This window comes from Providencia burhodogranariea DSM 19968, assembly GCF_000314855.2.
GTDB lineage: Bacteria > Pseudomonadota > Gammaproteobacteria > Enterobacterales > Enterobacteriaceae > Providencia > Providencia burhodogranariea.
Genome location: NZ_KB233222.1, coordinates 184324 through 206447, shown reverse-complemented (window position 1 = coordinate 206447; position 22124 = coordinate 184324). Strand labels below are relative to the sequence as shown.

Annotated in this window: 19 protein-coding genes and 1 tRNA gene; 13 read left to right on the top strand and 7 right to left on the bottom strand. The window is 41.6% G+C overall.

Annotation, left to right across the window (positions count from 1 at the left end):
* Positions 1-162: 162 nt before the first annotated feature.
* Together OOA_RS00880 and OOA_RS00875 are read right to left on the bottom strand one after the other, a co-directional pair.
* Positions 163-417, bottom strand: coding sequence for a hypothetical protein (locus OOA_RS00880; RefSeq protein WP_148284478.1), 255 nt, complete (start codon positions 415-417; stop codon positions 163-165).
* A gap of 313 nt (positions 418-730) precedes the next feature.
* Positions 731-807: transfer RNA gene (locus OOA_RS00875), tRNA-Arg, on the bottom strand.
* Positions 808-994: 187 nt separating this feature from the next.
* On the opposite strand from OOA_RS00875, the gene folD reads away from it, so the two are divergent.
* The 5 genes from folD to fruA all read left to right on the top strand — a co-directional run bounded on the left by folD (position 995) and on the right by fruA (position 6461).
* Complete coding sequence (folD, locus tag OOA_RS00865; RefSeq protein WP_008910226.1) at positions 995-1852, top strand: bifunctional methylenetetrahydrofolate dehydrogenase/methenyltetrahydrofolate cyclohydrolase FolD; 858 nt, start codon at positions 995-997, stop codon at positions 1850-1852.
* A 17-nt stretch (positions 1853-1869) separates the two neighbouring features.
* The gene (gene ybcJ / locus OOA_RS00860; RefSeq protein WP_008910225.1) at positions 1870-2082 is read left to right on the top strand and encodes a ribosome-associated protein YbcJ; all 213 of its coding nucleotides are present in this window, start codon (positions 1870-1872) and stop codon (positions 2080-2082) included.
* Between the two features lie 586 nt (positions 2083-2668).
* Positions 2669-3814, top strand: coding sequence for a fused PTS fructose transporter subunit IIA/HPr protein (gene fruB / locus OOA_RS00855; protein ID WP_008910224.1), 1146 nt, complete (start codon positions 2669-2671; stop codon positions 3812-3814).
* The gene (gene fruK, locus OOA_RS00850) at positions 3811-4755 is read left to right on the top strand and encodes a 1-phosphofructokinase (protein WP_008910223.1); all 945 of its coding nucleotides are present in this window, start codon (positions 3811-3813) and stop codon (positions 4753-4755) included. Before fruB ends, fruK begins: the two co-directional genes overlap by 4 nt.
* Before the next feature lie 11 nt (positions 4756-4766).
* Positions 4767-6461, top strand: a complete 1695-nt coding sequence (gene fruA / locus OOA_RS00845) for a PTS fructose transporter subunit IIBC (RefSeq protein ID WP_008910222.1) — start codon at positions 4767-4769, stop codon at positions 6459-6461.
* Between the two features lie 331 nt (positions 6462-6792).
* On the opposite strand, the gene cysS is transcribed toward fruA, so the two are convergent.
* Entirely contained in the window at positions 6793-8181 is a 1389-nt protein-coding gene (cysS, locus tag OOA_RS00840) for a cysteine--tRNA ligase (protein ID WP_008910221.1), read from the bottom strand.
* 515 nt (positions 8182-8696) lie between these two features.
* On the opposite strand from cysS, the gene ppiB reads away from it, so the two are divergent.
* From ppiB to OOA_RS00815, 5 genes are all read left to right on the top strand, one after another.
* Positions 8697-9191 (top strand): peptidylprolyl isomerase B, encoded by a 495-nt coding sequence (ppiB, locus tag OOA_RS00835; protein WP_008910220.1) that lies wholly within the window; start codon positions 8697-8699, stop codon positions 9189-9191.
* 11 nt (positions 9192-9202) lie between these two features.
* A complete protein-coding gene (gene lpxH, locus OOA_RS00830; RefSeq protein ID WP_008910219.1) occupies positions 9203-9925 on the top strand; it encodes a UDP-2,3-diacylglucosamine diphosphatase in 723 nt (240 codons plus the stop codon).
* Between the two features lie 150 nt (positions 9926-10075).
* Complete coding sequence (purE, locus tag OOA_RS00825; RefSeq protein ID WP_008910218.1) at positions 10076-10594, top strand: 5-(carboxyamino)imidazole ribonucleotide mutase; 519 nt, start codon at positions 10076-10078, stop codon at positions 10592-10594.
* A complete protein-coding gene (gene purK / locus OOA_RS00820) occupies positions 10591-11673 on the top strand; it encodes a 5-(carboxyamino)imidazole ribonucleotide synthase (RefSeq protein ID WP_008910217.1) in 1083 nt (360 codons plus the stop codon). The genes purE and purK overlap by 4 nt, the downstream gene beginning before the upstream one ends.
* Before the next feature lie 502 nt (positions 11674-12175).
* Positions 12176-13426, top strand: coding sequence for an MFS transporter (locus OOA_RS00815; RefSeq protein WP_008910216.1), 1251 nt, complete (start codon positions 12176-12178; stop codon positions 13424-13426).
* 400 nt (positions 13427-13826) lie between these two features.
* Here the strand turns inward: OOA_RS00815 and OOA_RS00810 are convergent, their stop codons facing one another.
* The 4 genes from OOA_RS00810 to ybbA form a co-directional block, all read right to left on the bottom strand.
* Positions 13827-15191, bottom strand: a complete 1365-nt coding sequence (locus OOA_RS00810; RefSeq protein ID WP_008910215.1) for an esterase-like activity of phytase family protein — start codon at positions 15189-15191, stop codon at positions 13827-13829.
* A 156-nt stretch (positions 15192-15347) separates the two neighbouring features.
* Positions 15348-15959 (bottom strand): riboflavin synthase, encoded by a 612-nt coding sequence (locus OOA_RS00805; protein WP_008910214.1) that lies wholly within the window; start codon positions 15957-15959, stop codon positions 15348-15350.
* Between the two features lie 654 nt (positions 15960-16613).
* A complete protein-coding gene (ybbP, locus tag OOA_RS00800) occupies positions 16614-19049 on the bottom strand; it encodes a putative ABC transporter permease subunit YbbP (protein WP_008910213.1) in 2436 nt (811 codons plus the stop codon).
* Complete coding sequence (gene ybbA / locus OOA_RS00795; protein WP_008910212.1) at positions 19046-19732, bottom strand: putative ABC transporter ATP-binding protein YbbA; 687 nt, start codon at positions 19730-19732, stop codon at positions 19046-19048. The genes ybbP and ybbA overlap by 4 nt, the downstream gene beginning before the upstream one ends.
* Between ybbA and tesA the strand changes: the two genes are divergently transcribed.
* The 3 genes from tesA to OOA_RS00780 all read left to right on the top strand — a co-directional run bounded on the left by tesA (position 19703) and on the right by OOA_RS00780 (position 22111).
* On the top strand, positions 19703-20341 hold the full coding sequence (gene tesA, locus OOA_RS00790) for a multifunctional acyl-CoA thioesterase I/protease I/lysophospholipase L1 (RefSeq protein ID WP_148284508.1): 639 nt from the start codon (positions 19703-19705) through the stop codon (positions 20339-20341). The two genes, ybbA and tesA, sit on opposite strands and share 30 nt — an antisense overlap.
* A gap of 67 nt (positions 20342-20408) precedes the next feature.
* Positions 20409-21194 (top strand): SDR family oxidoreductase, encoded by a 786-nt coding sequence (locus OOA_RS00785; RefSeq protein ID WP_008910210.1) that lies wholly within the window; start codon positions 20409-20411, stop codon positions 21192-21194.
* 59 nt (positions 21195-21253) lie between these two features.
* Complete coding sequence (locus OOA_RS00780; RefSeq protein ID WP_008910209.1) at positions 21254-22111, top strand: co-chaperone YbbN; 858 nt, start codon at positions 21254-21256, stop codon at positions 22109-22111.
* The last annotated feature ends 13 nt before the right edge of the window (positions 22112-22124 follow it).

The window sequence follows — 22124 nt, the reverse complement described above, 5'->3', positions numbered from 1 at the left end:
AATATACCCTTAATTTAAGTGAGATTTACAGAATTAAAATAAAAATGACATGCAAGAAGATATACTTATTTGCAGAGGCATTTAGGTGAAAATGGACGATATATTTACTTTATGTTCATTTAAGCTATAAATACGGAATATGACAAATAACAGGTGAGCTGATTAATTTTTATATTTTGCTCTAGTAAGGCATTTTTCAATTGCCTGTGATAAATAAAAAACTTTTGAAGAATTAACGCAATATTCTAATTCTGACCTTTCTTCTTCGGTTAAATTCATTCCTGAGGCCTGAGAGACTAAATGTGGAATATTAGCTAAACCTGGATCTTTTGTAGTAGACGAGATAGTCAGAAAACCAATGAAACCTATTGTTTGCAATACAATAATTAACACTAGGAAATAAATTATTTTAGACAATGTTAATCACTCCGCAAAAAATATATCCATTTATACCAAATATCAGCAATAGCCACTATACCAACAGCAGAATATATTAAAATGAAAGGGATGATCTGACTGACAAAAGCGAATCTGACGCTATGAGGAGTGTACACTAAACGAAATGAATTTCCAAAGCTTCAAAAAACGAAGGATGGACTTTTGTGGGCTGGCCTAAAAGTATCTATAGAGACAATATTGAAAATGATGATAAATTTAACTAACTTAACCCATTAATTGACCTGTTAAATTAATCAATTTCATCTGACTTTCTGTAACTCATTGAGTTGAATGGTACGCCCTACAGGGTTCGAACCTGTGACCTACGGCTTAGAAGGCCGTTGCTCTATCCAGCTGAGCTAAGGGCGCATTTTACAATGCTTCAGCCTATCTGGCTGATGGCGTTGAATTATACGGTTGCTGAGCGCCGAGTCAATGGCTTTTATCCACTTAAATTGCTATATGCTCATTTTATGTTTCAGAGAGGACTGACATTAAGCCTAAGTTCTGACAAAATAGACACATCGCAAAGCCTCATATATGGATTAAATCACAGATGTTAGCAAAAATTATTGATGGGAAAACGATTGCGCAAACAATTCGGCAAGAAGTTGCCCAAAAAGTACAACAACGTATAGAGCAAGGCAAACGAGCCCCCGGCCTTGCTGTTGTTCTGGTTGGTGCAAACCCTGCTTCTCAAATTTATGTCGGCAGTAAACGCCGTGCATGTGAAGAAGTTGGCTTCCTATCTCGTTCTTATGATTTGCCTGATACCACAAGCGAAGCTGAGCTCCTCAAACTAATTGATGATTTGAACCAAGATCCTGAAATTGATGGTATCTTAGTACAATTACCATTACCCGCTGGTATCGACAACGTTAAAGTGATTGAACGCATTCATCCAGATAAAGACGTCGATGGGTTCCATCCGTATAATGTCGGTCGTCTATGTCAACGTGCACCACGCCTGCGCCCTTGCACACCAAGAGGTATCGTCACTCTACTCGACCGCTATGGCATTAACACTTATGGCTTAAATGCCGTGATCATTGGCGCTTCAAACATTGTTGGTCGCCCAATGAGTTTAGAGTTATTACTTGCTGGTTGTACAACAACAGTGACGCATCGCTTTACTAAAAATCTCGAACAGCACGTCCGTAATGCAGATTTACTGGTTGTTGCGGTCGGAAAACCGAATTTTATTCCCGGAGAGTGGGTTAAACCCGGCGCAATCGTGATTGATGTAGGGATTAACCGTCTTGAAAATGGTAAAGTAACCGGTGATGTTGACTTTGATGAAGCATCAAAACACGCATCTTGGATCACCCCTGTTCCCGGTGGTGTTGGGCCAATGACAGTGGCTACACTTATCCAAAACACGTTACAAGCGTGCGAAGAGTATCACGATATTTAATGTAATCAGGAGCAGTAATGGAAATTTTTAAACTTGAAGGTCACCCACACATTGAACTGTGTGATTTGCTTAAAATTGAAGGATGGGCAGAAAGTGGTGCAATGGCCAAAGCGATGATCGCTGATGGTTTAGTTCAAGTTGATGGCGTCATTGAAACTCGTAAGCGCTGCAAAATCCCCGCAGGCAAAATTGTTTCTTTGGGAACTCAAAAGATCAAAGTCGAAGACTAAGCCATGACAGATAGTAAGCTGAAGTTGATTTCAGCTTACTTTTCTTATCATCAACCCCATTAAATTTATTATCCTCTTTTTAATTCGCATCTTACCTTTAAAGTAGTTTACTTTATCTCTAACATGCTTAAAACCCCACTTAAATTAATAAAAATCAAAATGATAGAAATAATCTCATCATTGAAATAGCGCTGAACGTACTCAATTAGCGACATGTTCAATATTATTTAAGCTATTTCAAAAGCCATGGTTACAATCGTGTTTTTTGCTAGTTAAATTCCCCTCCCCTTTGTTTTTTTGTATAAAAAAAGACTGCTAACATTTCGATTCTTTCCTTTCTTATAAAACAAAATGGACTTCAGCAAACATTCAGCCCTATAATAAATTACGTTAATTAATGCGAGAATGATCACACTTACGCATTATTTCATTGGTCAGTAACCGACAAATTCGAGTAAATTAATTCCATAACACGAAACGTTTCAGCTTTATTGGTAACGATAACATTTACAAGCAAAGCTCAACATCATACGTTTTCTTCACCCTTGCTGAATCGATTCTTTAACGGTGATACTCAGGAGAAATTATGTTTAACCTGTCAGTTCAAGATATTCATCTTGCCGCAACCGCAGATAGTAAAGAAAATGCTATCAAACAAGTTGCCTCCGCGCTGACTGAAGCCGGTTATGTTAAAGATGGCTATGTACTTGGGATGCTAAATCGAGAAAACCAAGCACCAACCTTCCTTGGTAACGGTATTGCTATTCCTCACGGTACAACAGATACCCGCGATCAAGTTCTTAAAACTGGTGTCGCTGTCTTTCAATTTCCACAAGGTATTGATTGGGGTGAAGATCAAACTGCTTATATCGTTATCGGTATTGCAGCGCAATCTAATGAACACTTAGCCTTACTACGTCAATTAACCCATGTACTTAGCGATGAAACTATTACTCAGGCAATGGCTAAAGCTGATTCAGCAGAGCTTTTACGTAGCTTGCTAATGGGTGAGAAAAAGATCCAGCCAATTAAATTTGATGGCTCAATGGTGACATTAAATACAGATGCTAAAAGCCTAAGTTCTCTGCAAGCACTGAATCTGGTTCATTTACAAGATGAGCAAGTGATCGCGCCTGAGTTTATGACTCATGTATTAACGAATACACCACATTATCTCGGACAAGGTGTTTGGCTGAGCGATAGCCCTAATGGCAATCTGCACAGCGCCATCACTCTGGCGACGCCGAAATCACCGCTAACCCATCAAGATTTACCTGTAAAAATACTGGTTACTTTATCTTATGCGGATGATCAACCAGCCGCGTTTTTAAGCAATCTCAATCAACTTCTTCAGCATCAACAAATTGATACGCTGTTACAAGTAACTGATGCTGATGCACTTGCTGCATTGCTGATAGGATCAGATCAGTCGCAATCAGCATCTACAGACGGCCTTACTGAAGAGTTTGTTATCCGTAATCCACATGGATTGCATACTCGTCCAAGCACATTACTGGTAAGTACAATTAAGAAATTTGAGAGCACGATTACGGTTGCCAATCTTGATGGTACGGCAAAACCAGTTAATGGACGCAGTTTAATGAAAGTCGTCAGCTTAGGTGCGAAAAAAGGTCATCGATTACAGTTCCATGCTGAAGGCGTGGATGCAGCTGAAGCGATGTCTGCAATTGGTCAAGCCATTAATGATGGCCTTGGTGAGGAGGTCGCATGAGCCGCAGAGTCGCTACTATTACCTTAAATCCTGCTTATGATCTGGTTGGCTTGTTACCAGAAATTGACAAAGGTGAAGTTAACTTAGTTAATACCGCTGGCCTTCATGCCGCAGGTAAAGGCATTAACGTTGCCAAGGTACTCAAAAATTTGGGTATTGATGTGACTGTCGGTGGCTTTTTAGGTAAAGAAAATCAGGATGGTTTTCAAAAAACTTTCAGTGAAACAGGTATTGCTAATCGCTTTCAAGTTGTTGAAGGACGTACGCGGATCAATGTGAAACTCACTGAGAAAACGGGTGAAGTCACAGACTTTAACTTCTCAGGTTTTGAAGTCACTAAAGCTGACTGGCAACGATTCGTGACTGACTCACTTAGTTGGGCCGGTCAATTCGACATGATTTGTGTGAGCGGTAGTATTCCACAAGGTGTTGCATTAGAAGATTTCACCAAATGGATGATGCGCCTACGTAATGAGTGCATGTGTGTCATTTTCGATAGTAGCCGTGAAGCCTTAGTCGCGGGGTTAAAAGCCTCCCCTTGGTTGGTAAAACCAAATCACCGTGAGCTAGAGATTTGGGCAGGGAAACCACTACCAACACGTAAAGATGTTGTTGATGCGGCTAATCAACTTCGCGCTCAAGGCATTGCTCATGTGGTGATTTCTTTAGGTGCTGAAGGTGCAATGTGGGTTAACTCATCCGGTGCTTGGTTCGCTAAACCACCAAAATGTGACGTGATCAGCACTGTTGGTGCGGGTGACTCCATGGTTGGGGGGCTGATTTATGGCCTTATGATGCGCCAAACCAGTGAACATACCCTGCGTTTGGCAACAGCGGTTTCTGCTCTTGCTGTTTCGCAACCTAATGTTGGCGTGACAGATCGTGAACAGCTTGCCCGTATGATGGCGCGTATCGATTTACAACCCTTCAAGCCTGAGTAAGGAAGGACACTATGAAAATTTTTATTACAGCAAGCCATCAACAAGCTCCAGCAGCTGCATGGCTAGCACTCGATGCATTAAAAATGAGTGCAGCTGCACAGGCATTGACTCTCACCGAATCACTCTCAGATTCGGACGTTGTTATTGTCGCGGGAGCTCATGCGCCTGCTGATGCAGATCTTACTGGTAAAAAAGTCTATTTTGGCTCGCTAGAAAGTGCGATCCAAGATCCTGCTGAATTTTTAAAGCAAGCACAGCAGCAAGCAACACTTTATACGCCTGTTGATCAACCTGCTGATACTTCAGCAACACTTTCTGTTTTAGCTGTAACAGCCTGCCCTACTGGCGTTGCACATACTTATATGTCCGCAGAAGCACTCGAAGCTGAAGCTAAAAAACGCGGCTGGGATATTAAAGTCGAAACTCGAGGGTCTGTGGGGGTTGGTAATGAAATTACCCCTGAAGAAATCGCAAAAGCTGACTTAGTGATCGTCGCTGCTGATATTGAAGTAAATGTCGATAAATTTGCGGGTAAACGCATGTATCGCACTTCCACTAGCGCAGCACTGAAGAAAACAGCTCAAGAAATGGATAAAGCGCAAAAAGAAGCGTCAATATTCACACCTCAGGGCGGTAGTTCAGGCACACAATCCAGTGGCAAAAGTGAAAAAGGCGGTGTCTATCGTCACTTGTTAACAGGTGTGTCTTATATGCTGCCAATGGTGGTAGCCGGTGGTCTGTGTACCGCACTCTCTTTTGCGTTCGGTTTAGATGCTTCCAATGTCGAAGGCTCTCTGGCTTGGGCATTAAGCTTACTTGGTGGTCAAACTGCTCTGGGTCTGATGGTACCAGTATTATCGGGTTACATCGCGTATTCGATTGCAGATAGAACAGGTTTAACACCCGGCTTAGTCGGTGGTGTACTGGCAACAACATTAGGGGCTGGGTTCTTAGGTGGTATTATTTCCGGTTTCCTTGCCGGTTACAGTGCGCACTTTATCAGTACTAGATTGAAATTACCTCAAACCATGGAAGCGTTGAAACCCATCTTAATTGTGCCGCTGATTTCAACACTGATTACTGGGCTAGCAATGATCTATGTCATCGGACATCCAGTGGCTTGGTTGATGGATTCGCTAACTCATTGGCTCAATACCATGGGTACCACTAATGCGGTCATTCTTGGCGCTATTTTAGGTGCGATGATGTGTACAGATATGGGTGGACCGGTAAACAAAGCGGCTTACGCCTTTGGTGTTGGCTTATTAAGCTCACAAACCTATGCGCCAATGGCGGCTATCATGGCGGCAGGTATGGTACCACCGTTAGCGATGGGTATTGCGACCCTAATTGCGAAACATAAATTTGTGCCAGCAGAACGTGAAGCCGGTAAAGCCTCTTTCGTCCTTGGCTTATGTTTTATTTCAGAAGGTGCGATTCCATTTGCAGCTAAAGACCCTGTACGTGTATTGCCATCATGTATTATTGGTGGCGCAATCACGGGTGCATTATCAATGTACTTCGGTATTCACTTGATGGCACCACACGGTGGATTGTTTGTTCTATTAATTCCTGGCGCAATCAACCATGTATTGATGTATTTAGTGGCCATTATTATCGGTACGCTAGTTTCTGGTATCTTGTATGCGTTACTGAAAAAAGCAAGTACACAAGAAGCACAAAAAGAAATGGCAAGTCTAAGTTAATTACAATAATGACCTCTATTCGATCCCCCATTATTGGGGGATTTTTATTTAGCTATGTTGCCTAATTAAATCTCGATTTTAATTTTTGTCCTACTCCGATGAATTATCTCATGTAACTCTAGATTGATATTTATCGCCTCTACGCTTTTTATCATGAATAATTCGCAATTTACTTATACACAGCAGCGGTTACTGATGATCGTCGACTTACTTCTCTATACACTCTATACGCATCATATTTCAAGTTGCATGAATCAAAATAGAAAAACCCCAATAAACTCACTTTGGTTTTTTGACCAAGGCAAGCTTAGTGGGGCTTAATTAGATCAAATTACTTACGACGCCAAATAGTTCCTTGCGCGCCATCTTCAAGCACAATGCCCATTGATGTCAGCTCATCACGTGCTGCATCAGCCAGTGCCCATTCTTTGGTTTTACGTGCATCATTACGTTGCTTAATCAGTGCTTCAATTTTAGCGACTTCTTCATCGTCTTCACCTTGTGCACTACCTTGTAAGAAGGCTTCAGGATCTTGCTCAAGTAAGCCCAGCACTCCCGCCAATCGACGCAATTCTGAGGCCATCGCATTCGCAGCAGCCATATCCTCTGATTTCAAGCGGTTGATCTCACGTACCATATCAAACAGTGCGGAGTAAGCTTCTGGGGTATTAAAGTCATCGTTCATCGCTTCTTCAAAACGCGCTTTGAAGATTTCACCACCAGCAGGAGCAACATTTTTATCTGTCCCACGTAATGCGGTATATAAACGTTCTAATGCGGTACGTGCTTGCTTCAAGTTTTCTTCGGTATAGTTCAACTGGCTACGATAATGGCCAGATAACAAGAAGTAACGCACCGTTTCAGCATCATAGTACTCAAGTACATCACGGATAGTGAAAAAGTTGTTCAGCGATTTAGACATTTTCTCACGGTCAACCATCACCATCCCAGAATGCATCCAATAATTCACATAAGGGCCATCATGAGCGCAAGAAGATTGAGCAATTTCATTTTCATGGTGTGGGAACATCAAATCAGAGCCGCCGCCATGAATATCAAAATGGTTACCGAGTGCTTTACTATTCATTGCTGAACATTCGATATGCCAACCTGGACGGCCAAGACCCCATGGGGATTCCCAGCTAGGCTCACCTTCTTTGGACATTTTCCACAGTACAAAGTCCATTGGATTACGTTTAACATCCGCAACTTCTACACGAGCGCCAGCTTGTAATTGTTCTAAATCTTGGCGGGATAATTTCCCATAATCTTCGTCAGTTTTAACTTCAAACATCACATCGCCATTTTCTGCCACATAAGCATGACCACGATTGATGAGAAGTTCAGTAATTTCAATAATTTCAATAATATGTTGAGTCGCGCGCGGCTCGCTATTAGGACGTAAAATATTCAATGCATCAAAATCTTTGTGCATTTCAGCCAACATACGGGCTGTTAGTGCATCTACTGATTCATTATTTTCAGCAGCGCGTTTGATAATTTTGTCATCAATGTCCGTTACGTTACGCACATAGTTCAGGTCATAGCCCAAATAACGTAAATAGCGGCTAATAGCATCAAATGCCACAAAAGTACGCCCGTGACCGATATGGCACAGATCGTAAATGGTGATACCACACACGTACATCCCAATTTTCCCTGGATGAATTGGTTTAAACTCTTCTTTTTGACGACTCAGTGTATTAAAAATCTGTAGCATCTGGATTATTCCGTTTATGTGTGCGTGTTTATACTTCTAACAATTTGAATTGTCTCATTGTTGGCAGCACTTAGCTGCCCGAGCCATAGGCTCATTGGGTAGCCTTATTTGTTGCCGAGATGCAACTCGCATTATTTAGGTATATCTATCTGTGAAAGTGAAAAATCAAATAACTTTTATTGTATTGATGCTTCACTCTTAATATCAAATCAATCATTTTTCCTTAATACTTCCAGTGGCATCGAAACAAATTACGTCGATGCATTATTCAGATTACAGGCTTCACCTACGCGTGCAGCCAATAGCATTTGAAGTATTGCGGAGAGTGATATTGAAACCCGATAACCACAATAATGCAAGGTATAGCCGCTATCTTTGTCACTCTATTGTTATGGTACCCAGCATTTCAAAACCTTACTGTGACTTCAAGTCAGGTTTTATCTGTGGTATAAACTTTCTGACAACAACGTCTTCATAAGAAGGCGTACAAAATACAATTATTCAGGATAGCTATTATGGTGACTTTTCATACCAATCACGGTGACATTGTTATTAAAACTTTCGACGATAAAGCCCCAGTTACTGTCGAAAACTTTTTAAATTATTGCCGTGAAGGTTTTTACGATAATACCATTTTCCACCGTGTTATTAACGGTTTCATGATCCAAGGTGGCGGTTTCGAGCCAGGCATGAAACAAAAAGATACGAAAGCACAAATCAAAAACGAAGCTAACAATGGCTTAAAAAATACGCGTGGAACGCTGGCAATGGCTCGTACTAACGACCCACATTCAGCAACTGCACAATTTTTCATTAACGTTGTTGATAACGACTTCCTTAACTTCCGTTCAGAGCGCCCGGATGGTTGGGGTTACTGCGTGTTCGCAGAAGTAGTTGAAGGTATGGACGTTGTTGAAAAAATCAAAGGTGTATCAACGGGTAACAGTGGCCATCATCAAGACGTGCCACGCGAAGATGTTCTGATCGAAAAAGTGACAATAAGCGAGTAATCTGACGCGATATGTCCACTTACATCATTGCAGATTTGCATTTGAGTGAAGATGAACCGGCGATCACCGCCGGTTTTATGCATTTTATCCATCAACAAGCCATTCATGCCGATAGCCTGTATATCCTTGGTGATTTTTTCAATTACTGGATTGGCGATGATGATCAAACTGAACTTCACCAGCAAGTTTCTGGTGCTTTAAAAATGCTGACTGATAAAGGCATCCCTTGCTACTTTATTCACGGTAATCGGGACTTCTTAATCGGTAAACGTTATGCCAAACAATGTGGCATGACTATTTTAGTGCAAGAAACATTGCTTGAGCTTTATGGCAAACGTGTTCTCATTTTACATGGTGATACACTTTGCATCGATGATATTGCCTATCAAAACTACCGCAAAAAAGTCCACACTCCTTGGATCCAATGTCTGTTTCTGAGCTTACCGCTATTTATTCGCCGCCGTATCGCTCAAAAAATGCGTAAAAATAGTCAGTATGCCAGCAGTATGAAAACCGAGTCAATTATGGATGTAAACCCACAAGCCGTTGTTAATGCTTTAACGCATTATCAAGCTGATTGGATGATCCATGGGCATACTCACCGCCCTGCTATTCATGAAGTTTTAATTAATAATAAGCTCTGCTATCGTGGTGTACTGGGCGCATGGCATCATGAAGGTTCTGCATTTGTGATTAATGAGCAAGGCATTGAGTTGATTTTCTTCCCGTTCTAACATCATTAATTCAATTTATTCAATTGACGTTTGATTGCTTGTTTTTTAATCACGCAAACGTTTTCCTTACGCAGTTACCATGATATGATCATCGCGATTTATTTTTCCCACCTCACGGTGAAGATTTATTAACCACAGGGATCACATCAAATGACAGCCCAAGTACCTTGTCAATCTACGGCAAAAATTGCCATTGTTATGGGTTCTAAAAGTGACTGGACGACCATGCAACATGCAGCCGATGTTTTAACCGAACTGCAATTGCCTTTTCATGTTGAAATTGTCTCAGCACACCGTACACCTGACAAATTGTTCTCCTTTGCTGAACAAGCTAAAGGAAATGGCTTTGATGTGATTATTGCTGGTGCCGGTGGCGCTGCGCATTTACCCGGCATGATAGCGGCAAAAACCTTAGTTCCCGTATTGGGTGTACCGGTCCAAAGTGCCGCATTAAGTGGTATTGATAGCCTATATTCTATTGTACAAATGCCTAAAGGTATCCCTGTTGGCACATTAGCGATTGGTAAAGCTGGTGCAGCAAATGCAGCATTATTAGCCGCACAAATATTAGCAAATACCGATGATGTCCTATTTATCCGCTTATCCACTTGGCGTGAAAACCAAACCAACGATGTGCTCAATAACCCAGATCCTCGGGAGGCACAATGAAACCTGTTTGCGTCCTTGGTAATGGTCAATTAGGCCGCATGTTGCGCCAAGCTGGTGAGCCTCTCGGTATCGCTGTTTTTCCTGTTGGCTTAGACGCTGAGCCAGAGGCTGTTCCTTATCAGCAAAGTGTGATTACGGCTGAAATTGAACGTTGGCCTGAAACACCTCTCACCAAAGAGTTAGCGCGGCATAATGCCTTTATTAATCGTGATATTTTTCCACGTTTGGCAGATAGATTCCCACAGAAAAGTCTATTTGATTCATTGGGTCTAGCTACAGCACCTTGGGCTAACCTTGATTCAGCAGATCAATGGCCGCAACTATTCGCGACACTTGGTGATTTTTTGATTGTTAAACGCCGGACAGGTGGTTATGACGGTCGAGGCCAGTGGCGCGTTCGCCCGGGTGATGAAGTTAATCTCCCTGATGAAATTTATGGTGAATGCATTGTTGAGCAAGGGATACCTTTCGACGCAGAAATCTCGGTGATTGGTGCGCGTAATCGAGCTGGAGATTGTGTGTTTTATCCAATCACCCACAACTTGCATCAAGAAGGGATATTACGCACGAGTATCGCATTCCCAAAAGCGAGTAACCCGCAACAGCTGAAAGCACAAGCGATGTTAAGCGCAGTGATGAATGAGCTGGATTATATCGGCGTAATGGCAATGGAATGTTTTGTTGTTGGCGATAAATTGCTGATCAATGAATTAGCACCTCGCGTGCACAATAGTGGTCACTGGACGCAAAATGGCGCTTCTATTAGCCAATTTGAGCTACATCTGCGAGCAATCTTAGATTTACCAATGCCTTCACCAGAAGTCTTTAGCCCATCGGTTATGGTGAATTTGATTGGTACAGCCGTCAATCAAGACTGGCTTAGCTTGCCGCTAGTTCATCTGCATTGGTATGAAAAAGAAGTCCGTCCGGCTCGTAAAGTTGGCCATTTAAATTTAACTCACAGCAATATAAGCACGCTTTCCTCTACGTTAAATGCTCTGGTTAATATGTTGCCATCTGAATATAAAAGCAGCATTGTTTGGGCAAACGAAAAATTAGACTGGTACTTCTCTCAATAAACATGGAAAATGGCACCATACAATGCCCGAAAATCAAATGTTCGGGCATTTTGCTATTTATACCCAAAAATAATTCAAGCGAATTGTCGGCAACAAGCTAGGGGCTGTTGACCTTTAAAGGTCAATTTTTATTCGAATTAAACATCTTTAGTGAAGACAAAAAGAAGCAAGGCAAAAGCTGCTCAAAGCAGCAAAAAATCACGTTTAATCGAACCCAAAGGGCGCTTTTCATTTACGGTTTATCCTTGTATTGATGTTTTTTTAGGCGCTAAGGACGCGACATGACTACATTGGTGTTATTTAAACCGCTTAGTGAGGTAAAAATCAGCATCTCCTAAACTATTCCGATAAATAAAGCTCTACGGTCGTAATAAATACTGAGATTGAGCTGTCGCCTTTGCTTACGTATTGCCAACGGCAACTTGAGTTATGATAGGTATTATACCGTTGCCTTAGTAATACTTAATTGAGTTGAAAAATAGGCAGCATTACCGGAGTTGACATGGCAGCAACAGATTCCCCATCGTTTAGCCCACTGTATCAGTGGAGTATCCTCATTCTTTTGGGGTTAGTTTATTTTTTAGCAACCGCGACCACTTTTACCTCACTGGGTGTTGTGCTCCCGGGTATGATTGGCGAGCTACAATGGAGTTGGACTGAAGCAGGCTTTGGTTTCACATTACTTGGCTTAACTTGTGGGCTTGCCAGTTTTCTACCATCATTATTAATTCGTAAAGTCGGAGTTCGTCTCACACTGTTATTAGGGACATTAGTTTTTGTTGCGGGCTTTTATAGTCTGTACTCAACGGAAACTATTGGACGTTATTTTCTAGGGACTGCATTAATTGGTATCGGTTTTACCCTACTCGCCACCGTCCCCGGCACTTATGTTCTTTCACGCTTATTTGAGAAACAATCACTGGCTTTTGGCCTCTATTTTACGATAGGTGGCTTAGGTGGGGTTGCAGGTCCTTGGATTTATTTCTTCGCATCGAACCATTTAGGTTCATGGCGTATGCACTGGGCACTATGTGCCATTTACCTCAGCGTCATCACATTAATCACTATCGTCATGTTGCGCGAAGGCAAGCGAGAGCAAGCTCACGCCAAAAGTGTGATGCAAAAGCAGGTCAGTGAGGCAAGCCAACCGATTTATCGAACTAAAGAGGTTTGGACGGTGCATCGTGCACTGCGCACTTGGCAGTTTTATTTAATTGCCGCGACTTATACTTCATTTTTATGGTGCGGGATCACAGTCAACAGTTTTGCAGTTGCTCATATTGAAGATCGTGGATTTAGTATGACAGTTGCCGTTTCATTGCTTAGCACCATGGCTTTTGTGAATGCATTTTCGAGATTTATCGGTGGTGCTGCCGGCGAGTGGCTAGAACCGAAAAAACTCTTAATTGGTAGCCTTATTATTATGGTTCTGGGGGTTGTTTTTCTCAGTATCGCTACCTCTTGGTTATGGTTAATTTTATTTGTGCTCTGTGTCGGTATTGGCTACGGTATGACCTTCTTGGCTTCTAGCGTTTTGCTCTCTAACTATTTTGGCCGTGGTCCTTACTTAGAACTGTTTTCTGTGGTTAACCTGATATCAACCATTGCATGTTTAGCTCCATTTATCGCAGGAGCAGTTAAAGATTACACACACAGCTTCACGCCAGCATTTTTAATTATTGCCGCGCCAGTTATTGTCATTCTCATATTCACGCTAATGATGAAACCACCGTCCTTATCTAAAAAGAAATAATGGGTTTGTTAAATGATTTTAGTTGCTAATAATCTAGCTTGAAGAGTGATGAATATAAAAGCATTGGTAATTAAAAACTAATGCTTTTTTTATCATTGTGACATGTCACGAAATTTTTTATTTATGTGGCTATTTTCTTGTTTTTTTCATTAAGTAAGGTCTGTAAATCCCGCCAACACTAGGTTTCACCTTTCATCACTTCACGATGATATAGTACATACACTTCTATTTATTAACTTATAATTTTTATCTTATGTTAAATATCTAGCCTTGATAGCTGTTATTCTTTTAAAAAAATTAATCATGCTCATTTCAATTATCATTTTAGATAAAATAGTCTTCTTCAATAATAAAAAAGCCCGGGCGCTATCGCCCGAGCAAATTAATGCAAACAAGGAAATTAAGGATTTAACAACGCGGATACTTTTAACAGAATAAATTCATTATCGTCAGCTTGATTAGGCTCACGACTCGATGAGAATGGATAGTTGTTGTCATTACCCACAATGATATGTTCACTATCTACGACATCGACGTTTTCAATGGTGAAGAATGGGAACGTAAATACGCCATCATTTAACGGCTTTCTCGCCACTTTATTCGGATCTTTAATATTCATCAAATCAATATAGGCTTGCTTATCAACCGCTGCACCTTGGTTTTTATCTGAAAATTCAATGCGATAAACACGCTTAAATTTCGCCAGATTACTAAAGCAGTTTTTGGTATCCGTCACGCCTTCTGCACAGGCTTTATCAGCAGTTCCTTCACCATTATCGCGCTCAATGATCAAACCATGAGTATCATCAATTAAGTTAAAATCACCAATCGCATTTTGGTTATCTTCAAACACATATAACCAGCTACGCCCTGTCCAGTGCTGTTTTTTCACATCAAATTCAAGAATTCGTGCGGCACGCTTACCATCTACGCTTTCATAATCTTGTTTTTCTTCATCCCATAGCGCGCCTTCAAGCATTGGATAAAGTCGACTACCATCGGGTGATGAAGCCATTCCTTCAAAACCTTTTGAGCGGTTAACTTGAAAACTGACTTTATCCATTGGTTTGCTTGGTGTTGTCACCTGATAATGATCTGGCGAAACCACTTTTTTGCCATTCACTTCAGTTTCAAACAGGGCGAGCACCTTGCCATCCAAATCCATTTTTATCAAATAAGGCCCAAACTCGTCACCAACCCAAAGAGCACCATCCGCAAACTGGAAACTTTCAGGATCAAAATCACTACCCGTCAAATAGCGTTTATTTGTACTTTCGTTAATGATGTGAAAAGGAATGATTTTATCGGGATCGTGGAAGAAAACAGTTTTCAGTGGGTTAGCTTTGCCACTTTTAAAATCAATATCGTATTGGGTTAAATAGAGCATTGAATCAGGCGAATTCATTTTGTTGCCGTAGCCATTGTCAGTTAGTACCCAATAGGTGCCATCAACCATGCGCTTAATACCTGAATGTCCTTGTAATGGCTGGCCTTTGATTGGCACACTCATACCTGTTGGACGATCGGCTGATTTCCCTTCTACTTTGCCAAGCTCATCAATACGATTACCTGTCGTGTATTTGCCACTAATCTGTAAGTCTTTAGGTGCATCAGCGGGTGATAGCACTGTTGCATCAACTGCTAACATCGCATGGCCAGCCAGCGATACTGGCACTTCTTGTTGAGCATACCCTGTGGTAGAAAAAGCAATTAATGTGGCAAGTAGCGATAACGAACTGAGTTTTATTGTGCGGCGATGCTGCATTATTATGTTCCTATCAAGTGGTTTATCAATAATTGACCGCGGAATCATAACCAGAGCAAATGACAGTATTGTGATAAATAGAAGACAGTTTGAATTCAAAGAAGTGATAATTTTTAAGATAACTTACCACGTCTTCTTTTAGTAACAGCGATTGTGTTATTTCTTGGATAATGTTCTAGATAATGTATCGACAATGGTTCTTGTCATTTGGTCTATTTCATAATTGAGGAAATCGCCCACTTTAATCTTGTCAAAATTGGTGATTCTTAAAGTTTCTGGGATCAAGTTTAAGGCTAGAGTTCTATTTTCTTCATCAATAGCATTGATGGTTAAACTACAACCATGAAGCCCAATAAAACCTTTTAGGAAGAAATAGTTAATGTTGTCCTCAGGAATTCTGATAACCAACCGATAAGTTTCACCGGTTGGCATAAATTCTATGACTTCGGCAAACCCTTCAACATGTCCATATAAGCTATGACCACCATTTTCTTGATTCATCTGATGCGATCTTTCAACATTAACCTCATCCTCAACGCTAAGTAATTTTAAGGTTGTACTATCAGCGGTAAAATCAGAGATATCAAATGAAACTCGGTCCTCGGTAAATTTAGTGACGGTCAAGCAAGTTCCATTAATAGAAACACTAGCTCCCACAGCAACACCAACAAAAAAACGATTATGATTACTAACCGTTAATGTGCTGAAACCATCATTTTTATTAAGTGATAATACACTCTCTTTACCTTGTACAATTCCGGTATACATCACTATCCCCTTTTTTGAAGTAAAAATAATCCTGTTGAATAAGAGACTTTATGCTCATTTGAAAGATACTTATCGTATAACTGCTGATAAAAATCGTTAACCGCATTTTCTTGATCTTTCTTGGAAAATTGCTGCTATATAACAGAACCACTTCCTAAGTGCCAATCCCGGAAATCATCATCGCTTGAAAAATCAATAGCTTCTTCAATTCTATAGCTTTTAAGTATTTTAAAATCTATCGACAAGCCAGACGCTTGCTATAAGCAACTCTCAGATTTACTACGCAACTGTGAATTGGGTGGTGTGATGTTAATCTTTCCTGATTATATTAAGGGATTAAACATATTCGCTGAGCAGATCCTACCCAAATTGAAGAGTGAGTTTGGCTAATTCACTCATAGTCATTATCTATCAAAAAGATGATATTTCTTTAAAAAATGAGAATCCTTATATGAACAGTTTCTCATTTATGTCCAATAAGTTAGAACAGTTCCTTAAATAATCCAATTGACAGATGAGAAAATATAACAACGCCACATCTTGAAGGATCACCGGATAATTCCCTAAATAATTTTCTATCGCGAACCTAAAAAAGTGCAAGCCCGAGTCACATAACTACCTATGTGACTCGGAAGAATGATGCTACTGATAAAACTATCGGCGCAAAGTATGATGGGAATTGAGTAAGCGGATGCCTAACCATCCCCCGCATATCGACAACAATAACGCAGCGCATAGTGGCAACATAATCCACATTGACCACTCAGGTTGCCAAGGGAAATCAAACACTTTAGTTTGTAGTAACCACAATGCAACTTCGGCACCAAATGCAGCGGCTAATCCTGCCATCAAACCTAATAGCGCAAACTCACTCCACAAGGTTCGACGCATCAACTTTTTGCTGGCGCCTAAGGTACGATAAACCACCAACTCGCGCTCACGTTGACTCATTCCCACTTGGATTTGGGCTAATAGTAACAACAGGCCGCAGAAGATAACCAATACCACCATAACCTCTAATGCTTGGCTCACTTGCTGCAAGATTTGCTGAATTTGCGCAATCAGAGCACCTGTGTCTAACACATTGATGGTTGGAAAATGACGACTAACATCTGTTAATAATTTCCCATCACCATCATAGTGAAAGCTACTCATCCATGTCGAAGGAACATCGGCTAATGTATTTTCGGAAAAAATGAAGAAAAAATTCGGACGTAAACTTTCCCAATCAACCGTTCGAATGCTACTCACAGTTGCACTAAATACCTGAGCACCCGCATTAAATGTCAGTTTATCGCCGATCTTTAATCCCAATTGTTTGACAACAGTCTGCTCAATCGACACTTCCCCCGCTTTAGGTGGCCATGTTCCCTGATCAAGCACATTGGCTTCAGGCAGCGTAGACTTCCAAGTTAAGCTCAATTCACGTCTAACCGTATTGTTATCAGGATCACGCGCATCAGCCCATTCAATCGCCGATGTGTCATTAATATCCGACAGCCGCGCCAATACTACGGGATAGAATTCGGTCGGTTTCACTTGATATTGAGCAAGCAACTCAGTCACTGGTTTTATTTGTGACGCATTCATGTTAATCAGAAAATAATTTGGACTATCGGCTGGAAGTTGCTGCTGCCAGCGATCAAGTAAATCCCCTCTGACTAAAATCAATAACGCCAATAACATAAACGATAGCGAAAATGCACTCATTTGCGTGATAGTTTGCAAAGGCTGACGTAACAAACGACTAACCGAAAGCCGTAAACTCAGTTGGCGAAATTTAAATTGACGTAGAACCCACAGCCCCACCCAGCCAATTAATGCCAACAATATCGCCACAATCACAATGCCAATAAGAATCGACCAAAGTAGAGGATTGACGCCAGCGAATAGGAACAAACCACCAACAACAATCAAAGCAACAACAGGTAAATAGTAACGTAATGGCCAAACAGGCGAGTTAGCATCCTCACGCAATACGCGTGAAGGTTGCGTTGCCATTAATTGACGATAAGGTCGAATGCCGACAATAATTGCGATGATAAATAAAGTCCCAATCGCCCATACCCACGGCCATAAACTGGCCGATGGTAGCTCTTTAGGTAGCATCGCACCTAAAATTTTCATCAAAATGCCTTCAAAGGCTAGCCCAAGCAACGAACCTAAAAATGCGGCAGCAAGTAAAATAACTAACCACTGGCCAATGACCCATTTTTGCAATGCTGAACGCCCTGCTCCCAACGTTTTGAGTACTGCAACTAATTGATAGCGACTGCGACAATAATGAGTCATCGAAACAACTACAGCAGCAATCGCTAACAACAGTGTTAACAACACTGAAAGCAATAAAAATTGTTGTGCCCGCTGAAATGTTTTACCCACTGCACCATTATTGTCATTCATGGTAAACCAGCGTTGGTCAGTTCTCTGTTTCCCATCAAATTGTGCTTTAAAGGCATCAATTTTCGCGGTTTCCCCCGCAAACATATCGCGGTAGGTTAAGCGACTGCCTATTTGTACTGCACCTGTTGATTCGGCATCATCAAGTGAAATCAAGACACGGGGCGCAATCTGAAAGGGATTAAAACCACTATCAGGTTCTTGCACTAACTGACCTGCAACTTTCAATGTGGTATCACCAATATCAATACTGTCGCCAATTTTTAAATTGAGTAATTCAAGCAAACGTGGTGTGACTAATATTTCCCCCTTCGTTGGGCGAAGACCAGGGGGATCAGTGATTAAATCACCATACAATGGATAAGCCTGATCAGCGGCTTTCACCAGCACTAGTTGTGGACGTAAGTCCTCATCCGCCGTTGAATATGCCATGGTTGAAAATGACATCTGTTGGCTTAACTTGATGCCATCGTCTTTGGCTTGTTGTAACCAAGCCGGATCAGTAGGATGAGAGGATTGTAAAACTAAATCCCCTGCCAATAGTTCACGGCTTTGATAACTCATGCTGTTTTCAATACGATCGCTTATCCGCCCTAAGGCGAGTACGCAGGCAACCGCTAAAGTGAGTGCGAGCCAGACAATCAACAGCGATGGCGTTTTCCACTCTCGCCAAAACCAACGCCAAATCATACCTCTTCCCTCAATACACCATCTACAAGCCGTAAGCGGCGCTGGCAGCGAGCCGCAAGTTCATTATCATGCGTGACGAGGATCAAGGTTGTGCCATGCTCTTTATTCATCGAAAACAGTAAGTCTGCAATTTTGTCGCCAGTATGACGATCGAGGTTACCTGTCGGCTCATCAGCAAATAAAATTTTTGGGCGACCATTAAACGCTCTGGCTAAAGCGACTCGTTGTTGCTCACCACCCGAAAGTTGTGCAGGCATGTGTTTAAGTCGTTTATCTAAACCCAATTCAGCTAATAGGCTAGCTGCTTGTTGGCTACTTTGGGATTCTGGCTCACCTCGTAATAGAGCTGGTAGTTGCACATTTTCAAGCGCATTAAGTGTCGGTATTAACATGAAGGATTGAAAAACAAATCCCACGCTTTGAGCGCGAAGGAACGCACGCTGCTCTTCGTTCATTTTAGTCAGTTCTTGCCCTAATAAACTAACGCTGCCGCTACTACCATCATCTAGTCCTGCAATAATCCCTAATAAGGTCGATTTACCTGAACCTGACTCACCAATCAAAGCAATTGTCTGTCCGGACTCGACAATTAGCTCAACACCTTGCAATATAGTCAGTTCATGTTCACCTTGACCAACACGTTTAATGAGATGATGAACTTCAAGAATATTTTTCGCCGACATTTACTGGTATTTCTCCTGTTACTGACCGCAAGTGGACAAGCACTCGCAGCAACGAAACTGTTAATCCTAGGTGACAGCCTAAGTGCAGGCTATCGCTTACCGGCTGAGCAAGCTTGGGCTACATTGCTCGCCGAGCGTTGGCAGAAAATGTCACCGCCCGTTATTGTGATTAACGGCAGTATCAGTGGAAACACTGCTGCGCAAGGGCTAGAGCGTCTTCCTGCCTTACTTAAACAACACAAACCTGACTGGGTTCTGGTCGAGTTAGGTGCAAACGATGGTTTGCAGGGGCTATCTGTCGAACAGATGGAGACCACATTACAGCAAATTATTGAACAAATAACGCAATCAGGTGCTAAACCGCTCTTAATGCAAATTCGTATACCACCGAACTATGGCAAACGCTATACTTCAAGCTTTGAAAAGGTTTACCCAACGCTTGCACAAAAAAATGATATTCCACTAATCCCTTTTTACATGGAAACTATCATTACCAAACCTGAGTGGATCCAACAAGATGGTATTCACCCAACTGAAGATGCTCAGCCTTCTATCGCTGATTTTATGGAAAAACAGCTTAAACCTTATCTAATTCCTGAAACTAAATAAGCACTTAGTGGATTGGCTATAGTAAAGCAGTTTTTAACTCAATGTGAGCCTACAGGTAGGTAAAGTTATGCAAAAATCACTATTTATCACCGGGGCATCTAGCGGTATTGGCTTTTGTGCCGCTCAAACTCTGCGCCAGCGTGGCTACCATGTGATTGTCGCCTGTCGTAAAGAATCTGATATTTTACGCCTGAAAGAACTCGGTTTTGATACGGTCGCTCTCGATCTCGATGATCACCATAGCATAGATGCTGCCGCTGATGAGGTACTTGCTCTGTGCCATGGGCGCCTTTTCGGATTATTTAATAATGCAGGTTTTGGTGTCTATGGTGCATTAACCAGCGTCAGCCGTAAACAGCTTGAAGCACAATTTTCAACCAATTTTTTCGGGATACACCAATTGACCCTACGCTTACTTCCAGCGATGCTAACGCATAATGAAGGCCGCATCGTACAAACCAGCTCAGTCATGGGTATTATCTCAACTCCGGGACGTGGTGCATATGCTGCCAGTAAATATGCATTAGAAGCTTGGTCTGATGCATTGCGTCTTGAGTTAAAAGGTTCTGGTATTCATATTAGTTTGATTGAACCCGGCCCAATTCACACCAGCTTCACCCAAAACGTAGCCCAAACTCAACAAGATAAACCCGTCAAAAACCCAGGAATTGCACAGCGTTTTACATTAACGCCAGAACACGTGGTCACGAAACTCATTCATGCACTTGAGAGTCCTCGCCCACGCATTCGCTACTCTGTTACCTTACTAACAGTAATTGTTCGTATCCTAAAACGGCTATTACCAGACTGCTTAATGGATAAAATACTGGCGGGTCAGGGAAAAAAGGCTTGAAAAAAAACAAAAAAGCCCCACCTTTAGATCATCAAGAATTCATTTAAAAGAGATATTTTATGCAAGCTTTTGCCCAAATAGTGGATGTTAACGAATCAAACCTACACCAAGTTGTTGAGCAATCCATGAGCATGCCTGTCATGTTCTATTTTTGGTCAGCACAAAGCCCACATTGCCAAGAGTTTGGCGCGACTTTGGATAAGATTGCCAATGACTATGCTGGCTTATTTATGCTGGCACGAGTCGATTGTGATGTTGAACAAAACGTCGCAGCTCAATTTGGGCTAAGAGCAATTCCTACCGTTTATATTTTGCAAGAAGGCCGTCCTGTCGATGGTTTCCAAGGCCCTCAGCCTGAAGAAGTTGTACTTGAAATGCTGTCGCGTGTTCTGCCAAGCCCTGAAGAATTGAAAGCAGCACAAGCTGCTGAACTGATAGCTGAAGGTAAGTTACAAGAAGCTCTGCCTTTATTAAAAGAAGCAAATCAACTCAACCCGAAGAATGGCGATATTACTCTGCTATTAGCTGAAACTCAGATTAAATTGCATCTGGTTGATGAAGCTGAAACCACGCTATCAACAGTACTCATGCAAGACCAAGATAGTCGCTATCAAGGGCTAGTCGCACAAATTGAGCTTGCAAGACAAGCTGCTGATACCCCTGAAATTCAGCAATTACAGCAAGAATTTGACGCTGCACCGGAAAATGCTGCACTTGCCGTGCAGTTAGCACTAAAATTACATGAAGTGAATCGTAATGAAGAAGCACTAGAAATATTGCTAACCTTCTTGAAAAAAGACCTCAGCGCTGGAGATGGCGCTGTTAGAAAAACTATGATGGATATTATGTCAGCGATGGGTACCGGAGATGCGGTAGCCAGTCAATATCGCCGCAAGGTGTATTCATTACTCTATTAATTAAGGATTAATA